The sequence below is a fragment of the Vibrio sp. dhg genome (assembly GCF_003443775.1).
Taxonomy (GTDB): Bacteria; Pseudomonadota; Gammaproteobacteria; order Enterobacterales; family Vibrionaceae; genus Vibrio; species Vibrio natriegens.
The window spans coordinates 382058-402821 of the sequence record NZ_CP028944.1; the positions used below are offsets into that span (position 1 = coordinate 382058).

Annotated in this window: 15 protein-coding genes; 9 read left to right on the forward strand and 6 right to left on the reverse strand. The window is 43.8% G+C overall.

The genetic code is table 11. The features are described from left to right. Positions 1–96: 96 nt before the first annotated feature. Positions 97–1614 carry an arylsulfatase gene (locus DBX26_RS17430; protein ID WP_118120214.1) on the reverse strand — a complete coding sequence of 506 codons (1518 nt, stop codon included), beginning with the start codon at positions 1612–1614 and terminating at the stop codon, positions 97–99. A gap of 140 nt (positions 1615–1754) precedes the next feature. Between DBX26_RS17430 and DBX26_RS17435 the strand changes: the two genes are divergently transcribed. The 3 genes from DBX26_RS17435 (at position 1755) to DBX26_RS17445 (ending at position 5506) form a co-directional block, all read left to right on the forward strand. Continuing rightward, entirely contained in the window at positions 1755–2612 is an 858-nt protein-coding gene (locus DBX26_RS17435) for a LysR family transcriptional regulator (RefSeq protein ID WP_254063605.1), read from the forward strand. A gap of 323 nt (positions 2613–2935) precedes the next feature. Continuing rightward, positions 2936–5296, forward strand: a complete 2361-nt coding sequence (locus DBX26_RS17440; protein WP_118120218.1) for a fatty acid cis/trans isomerase — start codon at positions 2936–2938, stop codon at positions 5294–5296. Between the two features lie 18 nt (positions 5297–5314). Then, positions 5315–5506: a hypothetical protein gene (locus DBX26_RS17445; RefSeq protein WP_014234066.1), complete on the forward strand. Its 192-nt coding sequence runs from the start codon at positions 5315–5317 to the stop codon at positions 5504–5506. A gap of 47 nt (positions 5507–5553) precedes the next feature. Here DBX26_RS17445 and torS read toward each other — a convergent pair whose 3' ends face one another. Beyond that, a complete protein-coding gene (gene torS, locus DBX26_RS17450) occupies positions 5554–8505 on the reverse strand; it encodes a TMAO reductase system sensor histidine kinase/response regulator TorS (RefSeq protein ID WP_118120220.1) in 2952 nt (983 codons plus the stop codon). Between the two features lie 161 nt (positions 8506–8666). Between torS and torT the strand changes: the two genes are divergently transcribed. Together torT and DBX26_RS17460 are read left to right on the forward strand one after the other, a co-directional pair. Continuing rightward, positions 8667–9671, forward strand: coding sequence for a TMAO reductase system periplasmic protein TorT (gene torT / locus DBX26_RS17455; protein ID WP_118120222.1), 1005 nt, complete (start codon positions 8667–8669; stop codon positions 9669–9671). 71 nt (positions 9672–9742) lie between these two features. Beyond that, the gene (locus DBX26_RS17460; protein WP_014234063.1) at positions 9743–10198 is read left to right on the forward strand and encodes a methylglyoxal synthase; all 456 of its coding nucleotides are present in this window, start codon (positions 9743–9745) and stop codon (positions 10196–10198) included. Between the two features lie 77 nt (positions 10199–10275). On the opposite strand, the gene helD is transcribed toward DBX26_RS17460, so the two are convergent. After that, positions 10276–12345: a DNA helicase IV gene (gene helD / locus DBX26_RS17465; protein WP_020334738.1), complete on the reverse strand. Its 2070-nt coding sequence runs from the start codon at positions 12343–12345 to the stop codon at positions 10276–10278. A gap of 388 nt (positions 12346–12733) precedes the next feature. Between helD and yccS the strand changes: the two genes are divergently transcribed. The 4 genes from yccS (at position 12734) to cueR (ending at position 17186) form a co-directional block, all read left to right on the forward strand. Beyond that, the gene (gene yccS, locus DBX26_RS17470; protein WP_014234061.1) at positions 12734–14887 is read left to right on the forward strand and encodes a YccS family putative transporter; all 2154 of its coding nucleotides are present in this window, start codon (positions 12734–12736) and stop codon (positions 14885–14887) included. 346 nt (positions 14888–15233) lie between these two features. After that, entirely contained in the window at positions 15234–15395 is a 162-nt protein-coding gene (locus tag DBX26_RS25510) for a hypothetical protein (protein ID WP_014234060.1), read from the forward strand. An 841-nt stretch (positions 15396–16236) separates the two neighbouring features. After that, complete coding sequence (locus DBX26_RS17480) at positions 16237–16488, forward strand: YgjV family protein (protein ID WP_118120226.1); 252 nt, start codon at positions 16237–16239, stop codon at positions 16486–16488. A 311-nt stretch (positions 16489–16799) separates the two neighbouring features. Further along, positions 16800–17186 (forward strand): Cu(I)-responsive transcriptional regulator, encoded by a 387-nt coding sequence (cueR, locus tag DBX26_RS17485; protein ID WP_014234058.1) that lies wholly within the window; start codon positions 16800–16802, stop codon positions 17184–17186. 513 nt (positions 17187–17699) lie between these two features. Here cueR and DBX26_RS17495 read toward each other — a convergent pair. The 3 genes from DBX26_RS17495 to rbsB all read right to left on the reverse strand — a co-directional run bounded on the left by DBX26_RS17495 (position 17700) and on the right by rbsB (position 20712). Further along, positions 17700–18707 (reverse strand): substrate-binding domain-containing protein, encoded by a 1008-nt coding sequence (locus DBX26_RS17495; protein WP_118120228.1) that lies wholly within the window; start codon positions 18705–18707, stop codon positions 17700–17702. Between the two features lie 16 nt (positions 18708–18723). Next, complete coding sequence (gene rbsK, locus DBX26_RS17500; RefSeq protein ID WP_118121225.1) at positions 18724–19644, reverse strand: ribokinase; 921 nt, start codon at positions 19642–19644, stop codon at positions 18724–18726. A 189-nt stretch (positions 19645–19833) separates the two neighbouring features. Then, a complete protein-coding gene (gene rbsB, locus DBX26_RS17505) occupies positions 19834–20712 on the reverse strand; it encodes a ribose ABC transporter substrate-binding protein RbsB (protein WP_014234055.1) in 879 nt (292 codons plus the stop codon). Positions 20713–20764: the final 52 nt, after the last annotated feature.

Consider the following 20764-nt stretch of genomic DNA (forward strand, 5'->3'; position numbering starts at 1 on the left):
TCTCTTTTGAATGTTGGCTTTTCTACTTTCTTTTTTAAGTATGGCGCTCCTGAGAGCGCCATTCATTTTTATTCTAGTCTTCGCTTAAGTGCAAGGTTACTTAGGAACAAATGAACCTGCTTCCATACGTGGTGGGAACTCTTTAAAGGTGCCCATCACTTGTTTTACTTCTTCCACCGCTGGCGCAACTAGGTAAGAGCGCTCATACATCCAGGTCTTGTAACCCATGCCCGTATCACCACGTTCAAATGGGTCAATACTCAGGTCGAAGATCATAGGTGCACGCAGTTTGGTAAATGGTTTCTGCCAAATCTCCAGCCCTGTTTCATTTTCTTGAACGATGAAATGAAACTTGAATTTACCTTGGCGTAGTGCAAGTAGATCACCGTCGTCACTCCAGTAAACAAATTCATTTCGAGCTGATTCCTCTGATTTGCCTGTAATGTATGGTAATTGGTTGTAGCCATCTAAATGAACTTTGTAGTTCATATCGCCAACTTTCTTACCTTTAAGCAATTCATCCGTTACTTTATCGTTACCTGCCGCGGCAACCAGTGTCGGGAAGAAGTCTTCTAGCGACATAATACCGTTAAACGTCTTACCGGCTTCGATTTGCCCTGGCCATTTAATCAGCATAGGAACGCGGAATGCACCTTCCCAGCCCGTATTTTTCTCAGAACGGAATGGAGTCATACCAGCGTCTGGCCACAAGTTGATCATTGGTCCGTTATCTGTTGTGTAGACAATGATAGTGTTGTCATCAATGCCTAGCTCTTTAATCTTATTAAGCAGGTGACCGATTTGATCGTCATGCTGTTTTACACCATCAGCGTAGAATCCAGCGCCTGTTTTGCCCTGATATTCTTCTGGAACGTGAGTGAAGTTGTGCATACGAGTGGTGTTGAACCAAGTAAAGAATGGTTTGTCCGCTTTTACTTGCTTCTCGATGAAACTTTCTGCCGCATCAAGGAATTCACCATCGACGGTTTCCATGCGTTTACGGGTCAGAGGACCGGTATCTTCAATCTTGCCGTCTGCATACGAGTGAATCACGCCTCGAGGGCCGAACTTTTTCTTGAATTCTGGATCTTTAGGGTAATCAACATTCTCTGGTTCTTCTTCCGCATTTAAGTGGTAAAGGTTACCGAAGAACTCATCGAAGCCGTGGTTTGTTGGCAAGTGCTCGTCTCGGTCACCCAAATGGTTTTTACCAAACTGACCCGTTGCGTAACCAAGCTCTTTAAGCATGGTTGCAATCGTTGGGTCCTCTTTGGAAATACCTTCAGGTGCGCCAGGCAAGCCTACTTTAGACAAGCCTGTACGTTTAGGCATCTGACCGGTAATAAATGCTGAACGGCCTGCTGTGGAACTTTGCTGGGCGTAAAAATTAGTAAACTTCGCACCTTCTTGAGCAATCGTGTCAATATTCGGTGTGTTGTAAGCCATCATCCCTTGGTTATAGGTACTGAGATTCCAGTAACCAACGTCATCACCAAAGATAACAAGGATGTTCGGTTTGTCAGCTGCGTATGCGGTTGCAGAAGCAGCACCTAGCGCTAAAGTACATGCGTTAAGTACGAGTTTTTTACTGCTCGTTTTGGTCGCATTTTTCATATTTTCTCCAAAAGTTCGCTGATGCATTAAAATGGCATTCGCATTCCAATACCATTACTGTTATAAGATAAAGCACTAATTTCAGACGATAAATACCGTCAGGATTAGTTGATCTATAAATCTAATTTATGAGTAGCGTTATGGACTTAAACCTTATCCAAACTTTTCTGGTCGTCGCCGAGTTCCAATCCTACACAAAGGCAGCGGAGCAACTTGGGTTGACGCAACCTGCAGTAAGCGCAGCGATAAAGCGTTTAGAACAAGTCGTAGATAAACAGTTATTCGTTAAAAAAGGCCGCGGAATAGCTCTTACTTCCACCGCACATCAATTGCTTCCTCAATTTCAGCAAGCGGTAAGTATCATTGATAGTGCAATATCTGATAAAAACCATTTTGAAGTATGCTGCTCAGAGATTTTGCTACATAGCATGCCTCCTATTGAAAACGTGGTGTTTTATGAATCTCCACCGGAAAAATACATTCTGTTTGAGCTCATAAGGCAACAAAAAGTCGACTTAGCTATCGATACTGTCATAACAAAAGACTCTGCATTTGTTATTGAAGATGCATACTCAGAAGAAGCGGTAGTCATTTGCCGAGAAGACCATCCCAGAATCCAAGGAACACTTTCAAAACAACAGTTTTATGAAGAAAGACACTGTCTGTTTTCTGGAAAATGGGAAAACATGACTGGGTTCGAACAACTTGCCAAAGAAAACATACAGGAACGAAAAGTCGATTTAGTGACATCTTCGCTAGCAGGCATGGCTTTATATGTTGCCGACCGAGATTGCTTGGGCGTCGTCTCTAAATCGTTTGCAAATAAATGGAGTAAGGCGCTGAATCTGCAAGTGCTCCCTTGCCCTATTTCGATTCACTCCATTCCTTACAAGTTTGTCTATCACAAGCGTGAAATTGACAATCCTGCTCATCTTGCCCTGCGCCAAAAAATTAAAGAGCTACTTGTCGCCGCCCATGGCAAGCCATTCAAGCAATAAAGCCATCATTCAACTAAACGCCGATCTTTGACTTTTGTCCGTTAATACAACTTTTCAAAATACATGCATCGGCTCTACTACTGTATTGACTATGTAGTAACAAATTCTGAACAAACCAAACGCAATGCAACAAAGTTTATAGTATATAAATTAACTATTTGCAACAAATTGTATATGGAGTACCAACCTGTTTATGGAACTAGGATCGGTTTATCTTTTGGGTTGATTTAGGCTCCTTACTCTAAACACCTTGCTGTAATCTTTGGTATTTAATCTGTTATTTTGCTTTAATGAGTTTAAACTTCATTTAACCAAGTAACTCCATGAATTTGCGCCTCATTCTTTTACTCTGCATTGTTAGTCTCTTTGCTGGCTGTGCCACTTATGCTGGTCTGAATTACGACGTGCTTTTTGGCCCTCAACTGGTACGAGAGCGTACCGCGAGTGCTGAAACACAACATGCAAACTTTTTCCAAAACAAAGTAAAGCCGATCGTGGATAATCGTTGCGTAGTTTGTCACGCGTGCTACGACGCACCTTGTCAGTTGAAACTCTCATCGGTTGAGGGCATTGATAGAGGCGCGACGAAAAAGCTGGTTTACGAAGGCACACGTCTTACTGCGGTCGCACCCACCCGTCTTTTTGAAGACGCAGAAACCACTCAAGAATGGCGTGATGCCGGCTTTCACCCGGTCTTAAATGAACGCGAGCAAAGCTTGGCTGCGAACTTGGATGCAGGCTTAATCGCAAGACTGTTGGTGCAAAAAGAACGTCATCCTCTGCCCGATCAAGTTCAGTTGGAAGGGTTTGATTTTTCGATAGACAGAGAACAAACCTGCCCTACCATCGAAGAATATGAGCAGTATGAGAAAGACAACCCGACTTGGGGAATGCCTTTTGGCATGCCAAACCTGACAGACTCTGAGTATCTTACATTGATGACCTGGCTGGAAAATGGCGCAGTCATGAATAGCCACACGCCGATTAGCAGGCATGAACAAGCCGAGATTACTAAGTACGAATCGTTACTGAATCAGGATGACTTCAAGAACCAGCTCATGGCGCGCTACATTTATGAGCATCTGTTCTTATCTCATTTGTATTTCTCTGAGCTAAACGATAAGCCGACACGTCGCTTTTTTTCTCTGGTTCGCTCCCAGACCCCTCCGGGTCAGCCTGTAAAACGTATTTCAACTCGTCGTCCATATGATGATCCAAACACGGAACGTGTTTACTACCGAATCATTCCAGAGCAAGGCACTATTGTAGACAAAACACATATGCCATATGCGTTAAATCAACAGCGTATCGACAATTGGAAGAAGTGGTTCATTCTCCCTGACTATACGGTCAATGAGCTACCTAGCTATGAACCAGAAGTTGCCGCGAACCCAATGACGTCATTTACTGACATTCCAGTGAAGTCGCGTTTTAAGTTCATGCTCGACAATGCGCAAAATACCATTATGGCGTTTATTAAAGGTCCGGTTTGCCGTGGTCAGTTGGCACTCAATGTCATTAACGATCGTTTCTGGGTATTCTTCCTCGATCCAGATAAAAGCGATATTCCTGAAGTGAACGAGTTTTATCGCTCACAAGCAGAAAACTTAAAGCTGCCAAGCGAGTTAGAAAGCAACACACTGCCTGTGGCGAACTGGGTTAAATACTCTCGTCAACAAGCTCGCTACCTTGAAGCGAAGTCGGACTTTGCAAACCATTGGTTCAAGCATGGCGAGCACCTGTCTACTGACGTTATCTGGGATGGTGATGGAACCAACGCTAATGCTGCTCTGACCGTTTTCCGCCATTTTGACAGTGCTTCGGTTGTGCAAGGTTTGGTGGGCGACCAGCCTAAAACGGTCTGGGTAATGGATTACGTGTTGCTTGAACGAGTACATTACCTGCTCGTAGCCGGGTTTGATGTCTACGGCAACTTTGGCCACCAACTGATTACGCGTATGTTTATGGACTTTCTGCGTATGGAAGGTGAAAGTAACTTTATCTCATTATTACCGGCAGACATGCGTCACCAGTTACAATCCAGCTGGTATCAAGACCAAAGTCCTCAATTATCGGACTTCTTATTGAGAAATGTTAAGCCGTTTAATCAGCCGACAAGCATTGTTTACCAAACGGATGATCCGAAGTCTGAATTGCTTAACAAGCTGAAAGAAGATCTGTCTCCGATTCTGCGTCCTCGTTATGAAATCACCAATACAGCACTCTCCGATGAGAATGAAAAGCAGATAAAACGTATCGGACAGGTACGTGGTGAAGGGTTAAAACCAGTGCCTCAGATAACTATGTTGATGGTGCGCAGCAAGTCTGGAAAAGATGAACTCTTTACCCTGCTCCACAATAATGCGCATACAAATATCTCCAGCTTGTTCGATGAAGAAAGTAACCGCAACTTCTCAGAAGATGATATGACTATCGTCCGTGGTGTGGTTGGAAGTTATCCCGCTGCGTTTTTTTCGATAGAAGAAGCGCAAGTAAAAGATTTTGTCGATCAATTCAGCAATATTCAAAATGAAGAGGATTACGTTAAGTTATTGGATCGTTTTGCGATTCGTCGTAGCTCACAAAAGTTCTGGCCGTTCAGCGATCGACTTCATCATTGGTACCGTACAAATCAACCGATCGAATTTGGATTACTTGACTATAATCGTTTTGAGAATCGATGACGATTTAAGGGGGTTCTCATGGGTATCCGAGATAACATTGCCGCTCTGGAGCAACAGATTTACGTTGCCTGTTCAGAGGGAGACTACGATACGGTCAATATGCTTGAGCATCAACTCGAATACTTGCGAGGCAGAGTGGATCATCCTTTTGACGATGACCCTTATGCTCTAGACACTCGGTTCGAGTGGGAAGATGACATGAGCGAATAGAAGAAACCTCCGGCACCTTCCGGAGGTTTTTGTTTTTATCAAAGTCATTAATCCGCTATCAGTTCATCAAGCGCGGTTATCGATGCGGTTACTTGATCAGCAAGCACCCTTTTCTTTTGCTTGTAAGCTTCTAGCGGGTTCTCAGCGGCTTCGATGCTCTGCAGCGTTCTCATTAGTGAGGTTAAGCCCAAACTACCCGAACTTCCTTTGAGTTTATGGCTTAAGGACCTCACTTCACCTGTGTCATCTTTCTCTGCGGCTATCTCTAATTGATTGAGAACATCAAGGCTGCTGGTTCGGAATAAATCAATAATGTGCAGCATTCTTTCTCTGCCCAAAATCTTCATATCAGAAAGCACAACGTGTGGTGAAATAATATCTTCAGCAGCAAGCGTTTTATTATCGACAGATATCAAAACATCGTCTGTGGAAACGGGGGCTTTATGCGATGAACCCTGCTCTCTTTGGCCCAATAACAACGGTTTGCCGTCTAACTGCTCTTGAATCATGACTTCAAGAGATTCTTTCACTAATGGCTTGGGTAAGTAACCATCAAACCCTGCCTCCAGATAGCGTTCCACTTCCTCTTCAAATACATGAGCAGAAACCGCAACCATCGGTGTTGGTGAGTTCGCTTGTCGTTGAGGCTTATTCTGTTCAATGCACTTAAGACGCTGAATTAAATCGGCGCCGTTGCAATCAGGTAAATTGATGTCGACTAACGCTATATCGAAATCCTGCTTTTCGAATATTTTTTCTGCCTGAAGTCCATTTTCAGCCATGACGACTTCGTGTCCCATGCTCTGCAGAAAGCCTTCCGCAACCACTCGGTTTACTTCGTTGTCTTCAACCAGCAATACTTTGGCTTTCACTTCACATGGCGTATTTACAACCGCATTTGTTTTTACTTCGTCGCTCTTTTCGAGTGGCAACGAGAACCAAAAACGACTGCCTTGGCCTTTTTCTGATTCAAACGCCAACGTGCCATCCATTGCCTCGATAATACGTTTACTGATCGCAAGGCCAAGCCCCGTTCCACCAGTTTGATTCAATCCACCTTCGGCTTGAGTAAAGGCATCAAACAGCGATGTTTGTTCTTTATCCGCGATACCAATACCAGTGTCGGAAATTTCGAACAGAACTTGTGTTTCGTCTTCAGGATTGAGACACACATAGATATCAATTTCCCCTTCTTGGGTGAATTTTATCGCATTACCAACCAGATTATTCAGCACCTGACTGATCCGTGTTGCGTCACCTTTCCAGTACTTATTCACATCGCTTTCAATATGGTAAGAGAACAACAAGTTCTTTTCTTTGGCACGACTTTCCATTAGCTGGTAAGTGTCTTGCACCAGTTGATGCAAGTCGAAGTCTGAATGACGTATTTCGAGATGGCCGGCTTCTATTTTTGAGTAATCCAGAACGTCATTGATGATGGCAAGTAGCGTTTTACCACTTCGATTGATGATGTCGGCATAGCGCTTTTGCAATGGATTTAATCCTGAATCCATGAGCAAGCGTGCGGTCCCTAGTACCCCATTCAAAGGTGTACGTATTTCATGGCTCATCGTAGAAAGGAAGGCAGACTTAGCTCGGCTAGCTTGTTCTGCCTGCTTACGTGCTTTAGCGTGGTTTAATACCTCTTCATTCAAGCGGTAATTGGCTTGCTTTAGCTGAGAAGTACGTTGCTCTACCAATTCTTCAAGGTGTTCTTTATGCTCTTCGAGTTCTTTCTTCGCCTTCGCCTCACCTTCTGCGACGACTTTTAACGCCTGAGCGGTGTCTCTTGCGGTAATAATAGCTCGCCCCATATGCGCGAGTTCATCTCTTCCTTTAACTTTCAGATCCACTGCTAAGTTGCCTTGCGCCACCGACAGCAACGCTGATGAATACTCCCCAAGTCGCTTGAGCACTGACACATAAACAACACGCCAAACAATTAAAATAGCCACTATGAGGCCAACTACCGAAATAATCGCCAATGACCATTGTGCAAATGTGAGTGAACTGGTCATTTCATCTATCGCAACCGACGTGGCAGTGTTGGAATCATCAACCAACTTATTAACGGTACTGTTAAGTTCAGCAAATAGCTCCAGTGTTCTTTGCATTAATTGTTGAGACTGCTCATTATTTTCATATTGATGCATTAAGATGCTAAAGACGACCTGACGTTCACCAAGATCCGTAAGCAGCTGCCCCATTCGCGTCGACAACGTCGGGTCTTCCACCGCCTGCACGCGCCTCTTCATAATTCGAAGGTTATTAGCGAAGTCCGCCTGAACTTGTTGGATACGATCTAGATTGGTCAGTGTACGCGCTTCTTCAATTTGGTTGAGGACCTGAAACGCCAGCAGATGAAACTCATGTAGCCGCTCGGTCAGATCCAAATCGACTTCTACCAACGCATCCAGAGCTTGGTAAGCCTGTTCTTTTTTGTTTGCTTCCAGCAGACCATAAATGTGAGTCACATTCGCCACAGCGACAGTGCTGGTGTTTTGCACTTGGGTTCGGGTCAATTGTTCCAGTTCCTCACTGAGCAAACGCATTTCTTCGACCCGAGTTTCTATCTCTTTAGCGAGATAGAGCTTACGTTCAACCGATGTGCCCAAATCACCCAGGTTATTAATAACCTGTTGAACATGGTTTTCTAATGTATCGAGTAGCTGGGAATCAAACGCGTCTCTTCCAAGCTTTTTGATATGAGAAAGCAACACCTCTAGTTGGTCAAAGAGTGCTCGTCCTGCGGCTTGTCGCTCGAACTCATTTTTGGCGTTAGACAGCGTCTGAACAGAAGAAATAATACGAGAACTTAGTTCAGAGACCTGTCGGGCTTCTATCATGGCAGGAATCGCAGAATCAACCACGTTCCTTTCCGTTTTCGACACCATCGAAAAGCCAGACATACCGATCAATGCAGACAACATGACCAACATTGCCATCGCAATAAAAGAGAGCAAAAGCTTACGACCGATACTTGCGGTTGCTAGCAGCATATTTTAATGACCTTACTATTCATGTTTGGCGAAATATACTTAAATAATTTCAATATGAAAGCTTCACAGTGATATTGCTAAAATAAATATCCTGAGGATATTTGGGTATAATACGTTATATTTTGCATTGTTTACTCAATCTAAGCCAACGAACTTCATCCATGGTTATTAATCAAAGCTTGCTTCGCTCAATTATCAAACACTTCGTCCTCGCCGGAGCATTATTCGCATCCCTACCGTCGCTAGCTGAAGAAAAAATTTGTGGCATTTACCCACATCTAAAAGATTCGTATTGGTTGTCTGTCAATTACGGCATGGTTTCCGAAGCAGAAAAACAAGGTGTTCACCTTCGCGTATTGGAAGCCGGTGGATATCCGGTTAAACACCGTCAGGAACAACAACTCAAGCTTTGTCATCAATGGGGTGCCGACGCCATCATTTTGGGTACGGTCGACCCTCATGCCTATGAACACAACTTAACCAATTTAGTGGGTGACACCCCCGTATTCGCAACAGTCAACCAGCTCATTCTAGATAAAAAACAGAGTCCTCTGCTAAAAGGTGAAGTCGGAGTGGATTGGTATTGGATGGGACATGAAGCAGGAAAGTATTTAGCCGAACGTCATCCCAAAGGTTCTGGCAATACCAATATCGCTTTGTTGCTTGGCCCGCGCACTCGCGGTGGAACAAAACCGGTAGCGACGGGCTTTTACGACGCCATAAAAGACAGCGATATCCACGTTGTTACTACTCTGTGGGCGGATAACGACAAAGAGTTACAGCGTAACCTAGTGCAACGCGTCATTGACCAAGGCAATATTGACTACATTGTTGGAAGCGCAGTCGCAATAGAGGCAGCGATCAGTGAGCTGCGCAGTGCCGATAAAGCGAGTGAGATTGGCTTGGTTTCCGTGTATTTAAGTCACGGCGTTTATCGTGGCTTACTGCGTAATAAGGTACTCTTTGCAGCAACGGATAAAATGGTTGAGCAAGGTCGACTATCCCTCATTCAGGCAACACGCTACTTGAGAGACTTACCTTATGAAAAACATGCGTCACCAAGCATCATACCACTGACACCAACAACGCTTGACGAAGATACAATTCAGGAATCGTTATCCCCGTCCGAATATAGGCCAACATTCAGCGTCAAGCCTATTGATTGATCGATTAAAAAAGTGTTTCATTAACCAATACACCAAAAACAACTTTATCATTTTGAATCGGAAATAACTTGATGCAAAAAACAACTCGTACCATGCCTGCACACAAGCACGTGGCTTTAGTTGCGCACGATAACTGCAAACCTGAACTGCTTCGCTGGGTACAAGAAAACAAAGAACAACTTCAACGCCACTTCCTGTATGCGACAGGAACAACAGGGCATATGTTAAGTAAAGAAACAGGCTTAGCGATTAAAAATATGATCAGCGGCCCTATGGGTGGTGACCAACAGATTGGTGCTTTGATTTCGGAAGGTAAAATCGACGTACTGGTGTTTTTCTGGGATCCATTGAATGCCGTACCCCATGATCCAGATGTAAAAGCGCTTCTTCGTATTGCCAGCGTTTGGAATATTCCAGTTGCGACAAACCGTGCAACTGCAAAATTCATTTTCAACTCTCCGCTTATCGAACAAGAAGTCGATATCGAAGTGCCAGACTATGAAGCCTATCTGAGCGAGCGCACATAATCTGTGCCCGATATTTTAGATAAAACAAAGGCGATACCGAGTATCGCCTTTGTTATTTCAAACGGTGTCTATTTTATTTAGCGCGAAGTAATGATTGGGTAGTCCCCTGCAACCAGCTCCTGAATGAACGCAGAACCAGCGCCTGTATGGGTAATCCAGACTTTTTCTTTCGCTCGGGTAATCGCAACATAGAATAATCGGCGCTCTTCGGCATGCGGAAACTTATCGTTAGATTCCGTCAAGGCACCATCAATATGGACTTGCTTTTTCTTCGCTGGGAATTGCCCTTCATCTACCGACAGGATAATCACAAAGTCCGCTTCACGCCCTTTACTCGCGTGGCATGTCATAAAGCGAATATCAAGGTTTGGGAACCGTCTCAGCCAGTCATCATATAAATCTGGTTTATGATAATGATTACGTCCAAGCAGCAACACCGATTTAGTTTGCTTCGCCTGCTGGTTTAACTGGTCGAGGATTTTCTCCACTTGGTTACTTGGCGCTGTGTGGACACTTTTTTGCTTACGTTGTTTGTGGCTATTTAGAGTCTTAGGTAACTGCGCTGGGTTTTGCTGCACAAACGCATTGGCCACATTACCAATCTGATTGTTAAAACGATAAGTTGTGTCAAGATGATGAACCGTCGAATACGCAAATCTGTCTTTAAAGCCAGTAATCAGATCAACATCAGCGCCGGCAAACTGATAAATGGATTGCCAGTCATCCCCTACTGCAAATAATGTTGCACCCGCTTGTTTCTCACTGGATTCGCACAGCGCTTCTATTAACGCTAAACGATCAGGAGAGATATCTTGATACTCATCGACCATAACAAAGCGCCACGGAGCGACAAACTTACCTTTTTTAACATACTCAGTCGCTCGACTTATCATCGTTGGGAAATCAACCTGATTCGTCTCTTTGAGCATTTTTTGCCAGGCAGTAAAACATGGCCAACACAGCGCGAGCTCACTATTTAATCGAGTGTACTCTTGATGATCGACCAGTTTTTCTTGAACCTGCTTTTTGGTTAATCCGACCGCCGCCAGATGTGACAGCTGTGAGTCCAACCACGCAATCAGTTTAGGGTTCTCAGAATGGCTGCCCAGCTCGTCATCCCCTTTCAAATAGGCAATAGGCCACTTGTCCAAATGCTTTTGCCAGCGCTTGAAATTTGTTGGCGTCATCCAATGCTTTTTAAGCCAATCAATACACCACGCCGTACGTTGGTTATCGTCCAACGCTAATGGGCTAATCTCCACGGGCTGTGGTTCGACTTGATTCAGTATGAACAACCCTAATTGATGGAAGGTGTTTACACGAGTGCCCTCTGCCGCCATACCTACTTTTTCAACTAAGCGCTCTTTCATCTCTGTCGCGGCATCACGCCCGAAAGCAAGCATTAGCAGTTCTTCAGATTGTGCCTGATGGCTTTGAAGTAAGTATGCGACACGTGCGGTAAGGACGCTGGTTTTACCAGAACCAGCACCTGCGAGCACCAGATTGTGATCATCGTTGAGCAGCACGGCATATTGCTGAGACAGGTTCAATGGTGAAGACTCAATACGGCTGAACAGCACCTCCCAGTTTGGACGTTCACTCTCCAACCACTCTCGATTTCGTTCTTCTAACGTCTCAGAAGTATCAACAAGCCAAGGTTCAATTTCTGCCATACGGTTCGGCATGCGTAATTTTGCTTCTTCCAAAGTCGTTTTAATTTCCACGAGATCTTGGTTTAAACGCTCAACCCAGGACGTAACCTGGGAGTGTGAAAGATAAGCAGGCAGGTGTTTTAACTTATAGAGCTCCTCTTCCCACACAGGAAGGTATTCGGCTAACTTTTTACACTGATTGTTGTGCCAGTCCTGATATTGGCGCACCGCATCAAGCGCGAATTTTCTGCATTGTGGCCATGGTAACCCCTGCACCAGCCAGCTTCGCTGCTTCCCATCTTGTTCGTGAGAAAAGAATTGTAGCGAGCTCCAAAGCAAGCCACGCTTGACGTTGACTTTGCCATTCCACACGGTAAACGGAATATGCTCTTCACTGCCTATGGAACTTAATAAAACACTGTTCTCTTTTATTTCGACATGATAATACTCATTTTGAATAAAAAACTGTGCTTTGCTGGTGGCAGTAAGCTGCATGAAATGTGCGCCTTTTCGAGTGATAAGTTTTCGATTTATATCATTTTAGAACATCAAATTGTAGCAATGCGACGCACTGAAATAAGCATCTGGTTTACATTCTTAAATAAATTTCACATTACTGCTGATTTTGTGAACATTACTAACACTAATCAAGCTAAAAACATCATGCTTACGTAAAGAAATTATCAACTCAGGAAGCCTTAAAGATTAAGCGTTTAACTAGTCACGCTAATATAGAGGCTCTTTCTGGTTATTTCATAAGCAAGCTATCTTTTTTCTTAAATTAAATCATAAAAACGCTATAGTGGAGTTGGTATGATATCCAAACAACCTCGGGATATACGGGTATAACTGTCCGTTTTTTATCGGAAATCTAAGGCGCAACGTGCAAGCAACTTCTAAATTTCGCCTCTATTGGGCTAACAAAACCGTTAACTACAGTATTCTTATACTGATAACTTTATTAGGTGTTGTCATACCTGCCTGGTATTTCGGTCAAAATACATTGATTACGCCGCTAATATTGGGAATTATCGCCGCAGCGCTGGCGGAAAGTGACGACAGTTTTACCGGACGAATAAAAGCGCTAATCTTAACGTTCATCTGTTTTGCTGTTGCCGCGTTTTCAATTGAAATTCTGTTCAACACTCCGTTGTTGTTTGCCATCGGACTATTTATCTCTACGTTCGGATTCATCATGCTTGGTGCAATCGGCCCTAAGTACGCCAGTATTGCGTTTGGATCCTTGCTTATCGCCATCTATACCATGCTTGGCGCCCATGAAAGCCCAAATCTATGGTTCCAACCACTGCTACTGTTAACTGGTGCGGCATGGTATTACTTCATGTCGATGATATGGCAGATTTTTTGGCCGCTGCAGCCCGTACAACAAAATTTGGCGAACGTTTTTTTCCAAATGGCGAATTATCTGGATGCAAAAGCAAAACTTTTCCATCCGGTTATTAACCTTGAACCGCAGCCCATGCGAATTGAAGCTGCACGCCTTAACGCAGCGACAGTGACGGCTCTCAATGCTTGTAAAGCCACGCTGCTTAACCGCTCGAAACGCGGTCATATCGATGGTCCAAGTGACCGATTTTTAAATATCTACTTTATCGCCCAAGACATTCACGAGCGCGTAAGTTCCAGTCATTATCGTTATCAAGATCTGGCAACTGAGTTTGAACGTTCGGATGTCCTGTTTCGTTTTAAGTACCTGCTGGAATCTCAAGCCCGAGCGTGCCGCGATATTGCTCAGGCGATTCAACTTGGTAACGAGTACACTCACACCAATGAATCCATTCTCGCTTTAGCTGAGGTTCAAAACTCTCTCAACTATCTCGAAGAACAAAAGCAGAGTCACTGGAAACGACTATTAGGTCAGCTTACTTACCTATTCAATAACTTAGCTACCGTCGAAAAACAGCTGAGTAATATCAATAACCCCGATGCCGAAAGACTTGAAGAAGATATGCTGGACGACACCAATCCACATACTTTAAAAGCCATGTGGCAACGGATTTCAGCGAACCTCCATCGAGACTCCCTACTGTTTCGCCATGCATTACGTATGTCGATTGCATTAACTCTTGGTTATGGAATTATTCAGGCGTTTGATTTTGACCGTGGATATTGGATTCTTTTAACGACCTTGTTTGTATGTCAGCCTAACTACAGTGCAACGCGCCAGAAGCTTACTGCCCGAGTAATTGGGACGTTGGCTGGCTTATTAGTTGGCGTGATGCTGCTCACCGCTTTTCCTTCGCAAGAAAGCCAATTGGTGTTCGTTGTCGTGTCCGGTGTGATGTTTTTCGCCTTTAGAATGAACAATTATGGTTATGCAACTGGCTTTATCACCCTGCTCGTATTGTTCCTGTTCAACCAGCTAGGCGAAGGCTACGCAGTTGTACTACCTCGACTGGCCGATACAATTATTGGTTGTATGCTTGCGGTAGGGGCGGTCATGTTTATTCTTCCTGACTGGCAGTCCCGACGACTTCATAAAGTCATGTCAGATGCGATTGATGCAAACAAGCAATACCTTGGACAGATCATTGGTCAATACCGAGTCGGTAAAAAAGACAGCTTAAGTTATCGTATCGCACGTCGTCAGGCACATAATAGTGACGCAACGCTCACCTCCGCTATCAGTACCATGCTTGCTGAGCCAGGGAAATACAGAACCGCAGTTGATGAAAGTTTCCGTTTTCTCACTCTCAATCACGCTATGCTGAACTATATCTCTGCATTGGGTGCACATCGTACACGTATCGACGATAACTCCATTCATAAATTAGTGTTAGACGCCCACCGTTGTATTCATCAGCATTTGGATGTTCTTCATCAGCAGCTTCACCAGCACTGTGAAACATGTGATCTCTCGGATATTGAAGACGCAGGTCTGGAACAACGTTTAAATGAATGGCGGGACGAAGATGACAGCTCGGCTCGTATGGTATTGCAACAACTCCACCTTATTTATCGCATGTTGCCGGAGTTACATTCACTGGCAAGTAAATTCGCTGTCCGCGTGAACTGATTGTATTCGCGACTCACAGATCTGCTCTTTAACTCGGGAAGCTTGTTAGCTTCCCTTTTTTATCGAATAAATACATCAATCAAGCGAGCGTTCTTGAATTCAACATGTGCTAAAGCCATGCTGGTAAACATTCCTACATATTTACATACCTTCTTACAAGCCAGTTTTTTCACCTTACAATTTCGTCACATTTTGACTCTTCACTTGACACACCCTGACAATATTCGGACAAAAATAATGCGATTGAGCTCTAATCTAGCCTTGTGTGAATAAGTTTGTTGTATGGCCATGGAGGCCCTAAAAATAGGTAATGAAGGATAAACCTGTGTACAACGAGGAATGTGATATGAACAAACAGCAATTTAACGAGCTAAAACAAAAATTGAGTGATTTAACTGACAGTCAGCTTAAGTCTCTACAGGGTGAAATTAGCAAGACCCTAGACAAAAAACGTTCTCCACTGCTTTCTTCGGAAGAGCGTGAGATGATTTCACAACTGTTTTCTTAACCTTGTTTCCTCGATCTCGCTGATCACGAATTCAATTCGCGTAGTGTCCTGCCGTACTTTACCCTCGTTGTAGCACGTACAAAGTAACGCCTTTTAATACTTAGAGCAGCAGAGCAGAGTCCTAACCTGCACCTCCGTTAACTCCCCCTCTCCAAATGAATACTCGTTAAGCCTCACTGATTTATTGTCGAATCAAACTAAATTTGTCACCAAATACCGTATTGAAGCTTTAGCTATCCGTGCAACCCTTTAGACATTCTTGCTTCAGGTGAAAACAAAACTTCCCGATGCAACCAGTAGTGGCAAAAAGCCAAATATAACGCTGTAGAAACTCGTACGCTTAGACAGTTTTATCAGCAAAGGGGATGAGTAAAACGTAACCATAAGATAGGGAATAATATAAATCGGTTGCAGAAACAATGCGCAAATCAGATGCGACAGAATATGCAACTCAGCACTCCAAGAACTTGGGTGTGTTCTACGGATTAATGCAAAAGAAAGAATAAGGCTAATAGCAAGGTTCAACATAACAGCACAAATGTAAATAATTATCATTTTCTATTTTAGTGAACCATTCAAGCATCTTCAAATACGTTTTAACTATTGATCTCATCAGCACAATCAATCAAACAAATGAATAATGCTATCAATAATTTTCTTATTAAACGTTTGCGTAATCGCTAACCTTCACTTTCCCCAATTTTGAGGCTTTTATCACGTTATGTACGTTGTTATAGTACGCCCAACATAAAGACCATTCGAGGCACGGAGCTTCCTCAATAATCTCAAGAAGAGAAGAATTGGTACCGACATATTCGGCAGATTTAAAGAGGGTCAAAAAATGGAAATGAATATGGTTGAAATTCTAGGTTATGCGGCTTCTATCATGGTTGCTATCTCGCTTACTATGAAAGACATCGTTAAACTTCGTATCCTTAACTTTATCGGTTGTGGTCTATTTACCGCTTACGGCCTTATGATTGATTCATGGCCAGTTGTACTAACCAACGGCTTTATTGCATGTGTTAACGTGTACTTCCTAGCTAAAATGCATCAGGAAAAAAACAACCTAGAGCCTGAAAAAGCTCAATAGACACCGATGTCTTAAAAATACAGTATTTAAAAAGCCCGCTACCTCTGTTAGCGGGCTTTTTTGCGTTTTATCATTTCATCCATTGAAGCTCTATGCTCTCTCGACGTGAGAACATAGCAACATGTGAAGCATATAGATCATCAAAAACGTTATCTATACCAAAGGGGACAGGCAGGCCATCTTTCGAAAACCTTTAAATAACTCATTAATTTACCGGAACTTACCCCAAAGACCTCACTCTAACTCCTGCATATTGAATCTATTTGGGTATATAATCGCGTTAAGCGCTATCTTGAATGAAGAGGTGAATTATGAATATTGGTGCTGTAGCCAAACTGACCGGCCTTTCCTCTAAGTCTATCCGTCTGTATGAGGATAAAGGGATTATTTCACCACCGGCTCGCAGTGATTCTGGATATCGAGAGTATTCTGACAACCACATCCAAGAGCTCAATCTGGTTTCACGCGCAAAACATGCCGGATTCTCACTGCAAGAGTGCAAAGAGTTTGTTCAACTCGCACACAACCCAAATCGAAAAAGCAGTGAAGTTAAAGCTCGCACGATGGATAAATTAAAAGAAGTGGAAGAGAAAATAGCGCACCTGCTAGAGATGAAGCAACAGCTAGAAAGCTGGGTATCTTCCTGCCCTGGTGATGCTAAAAGTCGTTGTCCTATCATTGACGAACTGACCAAATAAGTTCATTTGCCCAAATAAACTAAAAGGAGGACACGAGTCCTCCTTTAATAATTCAAACTAGTCGTGCGCTTAAGCTACGATTTTGAAATTGGGTATCTTTTCTTAAACGCCGATGCGGATGCAAACAGCCCGGTCGCTGCAAAAGTAACAAAAATCCCTAGCAAGTATGATAGTTCCTCGTGCGCCAGAAGACCGTAACTACTAAACAAAAAGACAAAAAAGACGAGTGCTACGCTAATACGATGACACCATGGTCGTTTTACAGAATACTGAGCGTATTTTTGGACTAGAGCAAAACCCATCCAATTACCCCATTAATTACAATATTATTATTTATAGGCGTTAATAATAGATATTTTATCAACTTATGAAAATGTACGTATTCATTTTCTGGCAAAAAATCACATTTATTGTAAAAATTGTCAGTTAACGGACAAAATTAAACCATAAATTTTAAAAATTGATATATATCAAAGATATAAAAAACGAACTCATACAGTTAGAGAAATGGAGTTAAAAAAGCATTTTTACGCTCTTACGCTCGACTAACGCAGGCTCTAATTGGACAACTTCTGCTTCCGCTGATTTGTCGTTTAGCCGTCTGACCAAGGTTTCAACCGCGGCCTGCCCCAATCGATACTTAGGCTGGTGAATGGTTGTCAGTGATGGAGACATAAATTTGGCGATATGTATATCATCGTAACCAATGAGAGAAAGATCCTCTGGCACGTTGATACCAAGCTCGTTAGCCGCGTTGATCACCCCCATCGCCATCATGTCGTTGGAGACGAAGATAGCAGTCGGTAGCGTTCCCCTTTCAGACATCTTTTTCAGAGCCTGATAGCCACCTTCACATTCAAAATCCGATTCGATGATCCAGTTGGGATTAAACGTCAAGCCTGCTTCAAGCATGGCACGTTTGTAACCTTCATATCGCATTTGGGCCTGATGCTTGATCAGAGGGCCAGTGATACAGCCAACCTGCTTATGACCACAATCTATCAAGTGCTTCACTGCAAGATATCCGCCACGCAGCGAGTTGTCTTGAATCTTATCGCTGGTAAAAAGCATTGGTCCCCAGTCCATAACCACAACCGGGATATCAGGGTATCGCTCGAACACATCAATACGCTCCCCTTCCAATGAATCACACATCAGAATCAAACCATCTACACGCTTTTGAAGCAGCGTACTAATGGATTGACGCATACGTTCGTTATCCCCTTCGGTGTTACATAGGATAAGGCTATAACCTTTTTGGTAACAACTGCGTTCGACACCCTTTACGACTTCACCGAAGAACGGGTTGGTAGAGGTTGTTACCAACATACCAATAGTTTGAGTTCGATTGACCTTGAGGCTGCGCGCTAACGCTGATGGAGCATAATAATTGAGTTCTTTTGCGGCGTTATTAACTCGCTCTGAGATCTCTTCACTAACAAAGCGAGTTTTGTTAATAACATGGCTCACCGTAGAAGTGGATACCCCTGCCAGTTTCGCGATGTCTTTCATCGTTGCCATGTTATAAATTCCTTACTTATTGGTTTTCAGCTAAGAATGCGTCCACCTCTTCACGAGTTGGGATAGACGTCTGTGCACCAAAGCGCGTAACTGAAATGGCTGCCGCTGCGTGTGCAAACTTAATTGCTGATTCTAAAGACAAACCTTCCAATAAACCAGTGACGAATGCCCCATTAAAGGTATCACCTGCTGCCGTGGTATCGGTAGCGTTAACGCGGAAACCAGGGATAATCTCGCCACGACCATTCTGACTTAACCAAACGCCTTTCGCACCTAGGGTAATCATCACAATCTCAATGCCTTTGCTATGCAGGATGTTGGCCGCTTCCTGAGCACTATCGTTATCCGTCACTGTCACGCCCGTCAGGACTTCTGCTTCGGTTTCGTTTGGAGTGATGACATCGATACACGCTAATAATTCGTCCGATAATTCACGCGCAGGTGCCGGGTTAAGAATCACGTTCGTTTTTGCATCTTTTGCTACACGCGCCGCTTTCTCGATGGCACATATCGGTGTCTCAAGTTGCATCAACAAGTATTCAGCTCGGCGTATGCGCTCCAGATCTGGCTCAATAGCCTCAGCGGTCAGCTTAGCGTTTGCTTCTGCCGAAATACAAATACTGTTCTCGCCACTATCTGCTACCTGAATCATCGCAATACCAGTTGGACAATTTGGCTGCATCTTCACCGCGCTAATGTCGATGCCATCCATCTTAAAATTCTCGCGAATATTGATCCCGAATGAATCATCACCAACACAAGCAATAAAACCAATATCAGAATTCAGGCGTGCTGCGGCAACGGCTTGATTTGCTCCTTTACCGCCAGGAATAACTTGGTAGTTGCGACCATGAAGCGTCTCGCCTGGGCGAGGAAAAGAAGGCACTTGAAGAACATGGTCAGCGTTTACACTACCTAACACTACTAACTTATTCATACGGTTATCCTCGGTTCTGAATGAACCCTTTTTGAAAAACTGTTTTCTGAAAAATACATTAGATGACTTTAACTTCTCGTCTGAGCCGTAATAAAAAGTCAAAGGCATCTATTCTTGCCCTCTCCCCCTAACGACAGATAAAACGAAGGAGAGAGCGAAGAAACTAGGATTATTTATCCAAAGCCGTGATTATTTGGTTACCACTTTTAGAGGAACCGGGATGTAAGCTTCGACTTTTTCGCCTTTAAGGACTTTGTCCGCTGTTTCTACACCCAACGCACCGATAAGGTCTGGTTGCTGTGCGATGGTTGCTGCAAGCTTGCCACGGTTAACAGCAGCGATGCCGTCTTCAGTACCATCAAAGCCTACGATAACCACATCTTTGCCTGATGCCTGTACCGCACGTAACGCACCAAGAGCCATCTCATCGTTTTGTGCAAACACGGCTTGTACATCTGGATTAGCAGCCAATAGGTTTTCCATAACGTTCAAACCTTTAGTACGATCGAAATCAGCAGGCTGGCTTGCAAGAAGTTCCATGTTGCTGCCTTTTACTGACGTCATGAAACCTTCGCCACGCTCACGTGCCGCTGATGTACCCGCAATACCTTCTAGCTGGATGACTTTCGCTTTCTCGCCAACCTTCTCCATAATGTATTTGCCAGCCATTTCACCGCCAATCACGTTATCTGAAGCAATGTGGCTAACCACGTCGCCACGGCTTGCGCCACGGTCAAGAGTCAATACTGGTACATTAGAGCGGTTTGCCATGCGAATCGCATTAGATACTGCGTCTGAATCTGTCGGGTTAATCAGAATCGCTTTAACGCCTCGGATAGTCAGGTCTTCGATGTTTGATAGTTCTTTACTCGGGTCATTTTGCGAATCAAGAACAATCAGATCGTATCCCAGCTCTTTCGCTTTCGCTTCAGCACCGTCTTTCATCGTTACGAAGAACGGGTTGTTCAGAGTTGAAACCACAATCGCCATCGTATCCTGAGCTTGTGCAGCCACAGATACGGTTGAGGAAAGAAGTGCAGCAGAGATAAGAGTTGCGAGTTTTTTCATCGTTATAGTCCTTTGTGTAGGGTGAGCCAGCACACGTCGACTGGCTCAGTGT

Excerpts from the sequence above, each read along its gene's own strand:
- rbsK (WP_118121225.1), bottom strand. The coding sequence starts at position 19,644 with ATGAATAAGTTAGTAGTGTTAGGTAGTGTAAACGCTGACCATGTTCTT.
- torS (WP_118120220.1), bottom strand. The coding sequence starts at position 8,505 with ATGCTGCTAGCAACCGCAAGTATCGGTCGTAAGCTTTTGCTCTCTTTT.
- DBX26_RS17480 (WP_118120226.1), top strand. The coding sequence starts at position 16,237 with ATGGAAATGAATATGGTTGAAATTCTAGGTTATGCGGCTTCTATCATG.
- DBX26_RS17445 (WP_014234066.1), top strand. The coding sequence starts at position 5,315 with ATGGGTATCCGAGATAACATTGCCGCTCTGGAGCAACAGATTTACGTT.
- torT (WP_118120222.1), top strand. The coding sequence starts at position 8,667 with ATGGTTATTAATCAAAGCTTGCTTCGCTCAATTATCAAACACTTCGTC.
- DBX26_RS17460 (WP_014234063.1), top strand. The coding sequence starts at position 9,743 with ATGCAAAAAACAACTCGTACCATGCCTGCACACAAGCACGTGGCTTTA.
- DBX26_RS17495 (WP_118120228.1), bottom strand. The coding sequence starts at position 18,707 with ATGGCAACGATGAAAGACATCGCGAAACTGGCAGGGGTATCCACTTCT.
- DBX26_RS25510 (WP_014234060.1), top strand. The coding sequence starts at position 15,234 with ATGAACAAACAGCAATTTAACGAGCTAAAACAAAAATTGAGTGATTTA.
- DBX26_RS17435 (WP_254063605.1), top strand. The coding sequence starts at position 1,755 with ATGGACTTAAACCTTATCCAAACTTTTCTGGTCGTCGCCGAGTTCCAA.
- DBX26_RS17440 (WP_118120218.1), top strand. The coding sequence starts at position 2,936 with ATGAATTTGCGCCTCATTCTTTTACTCTGCATTGTTAGTCTCTTTGCT.
- rbsB (WP_014234055.1), bottom strand. The coding sequence starts at position 20,712 with ATGAAAAAACTCGCAACTCTTATCTCTGCTGCACTTCTTTCCTCAACC.
- DBX26_RS17430 (WP_118120214.1), bottom strand. The coding sequence starts at position 1,614 with ATGAAAAATGCGACCAAAACGAGCAGTAAAAAACTCGTACTTAACGCA.
- helD (WP_020334738.1), bottom strand. The coding sequence starts at position 12,345 with ATGCAGCTTACTGCCACCAGCAAAGCACAGTTTTTTATTCAAAATGAG.
- cueR (WP_014234058.1), top strand. The coding sequence starts at position 16,800 with ATGAATATTGGTGCTGTAGCCAAACTGACCGGCCTTTCCTCTAAGTCT.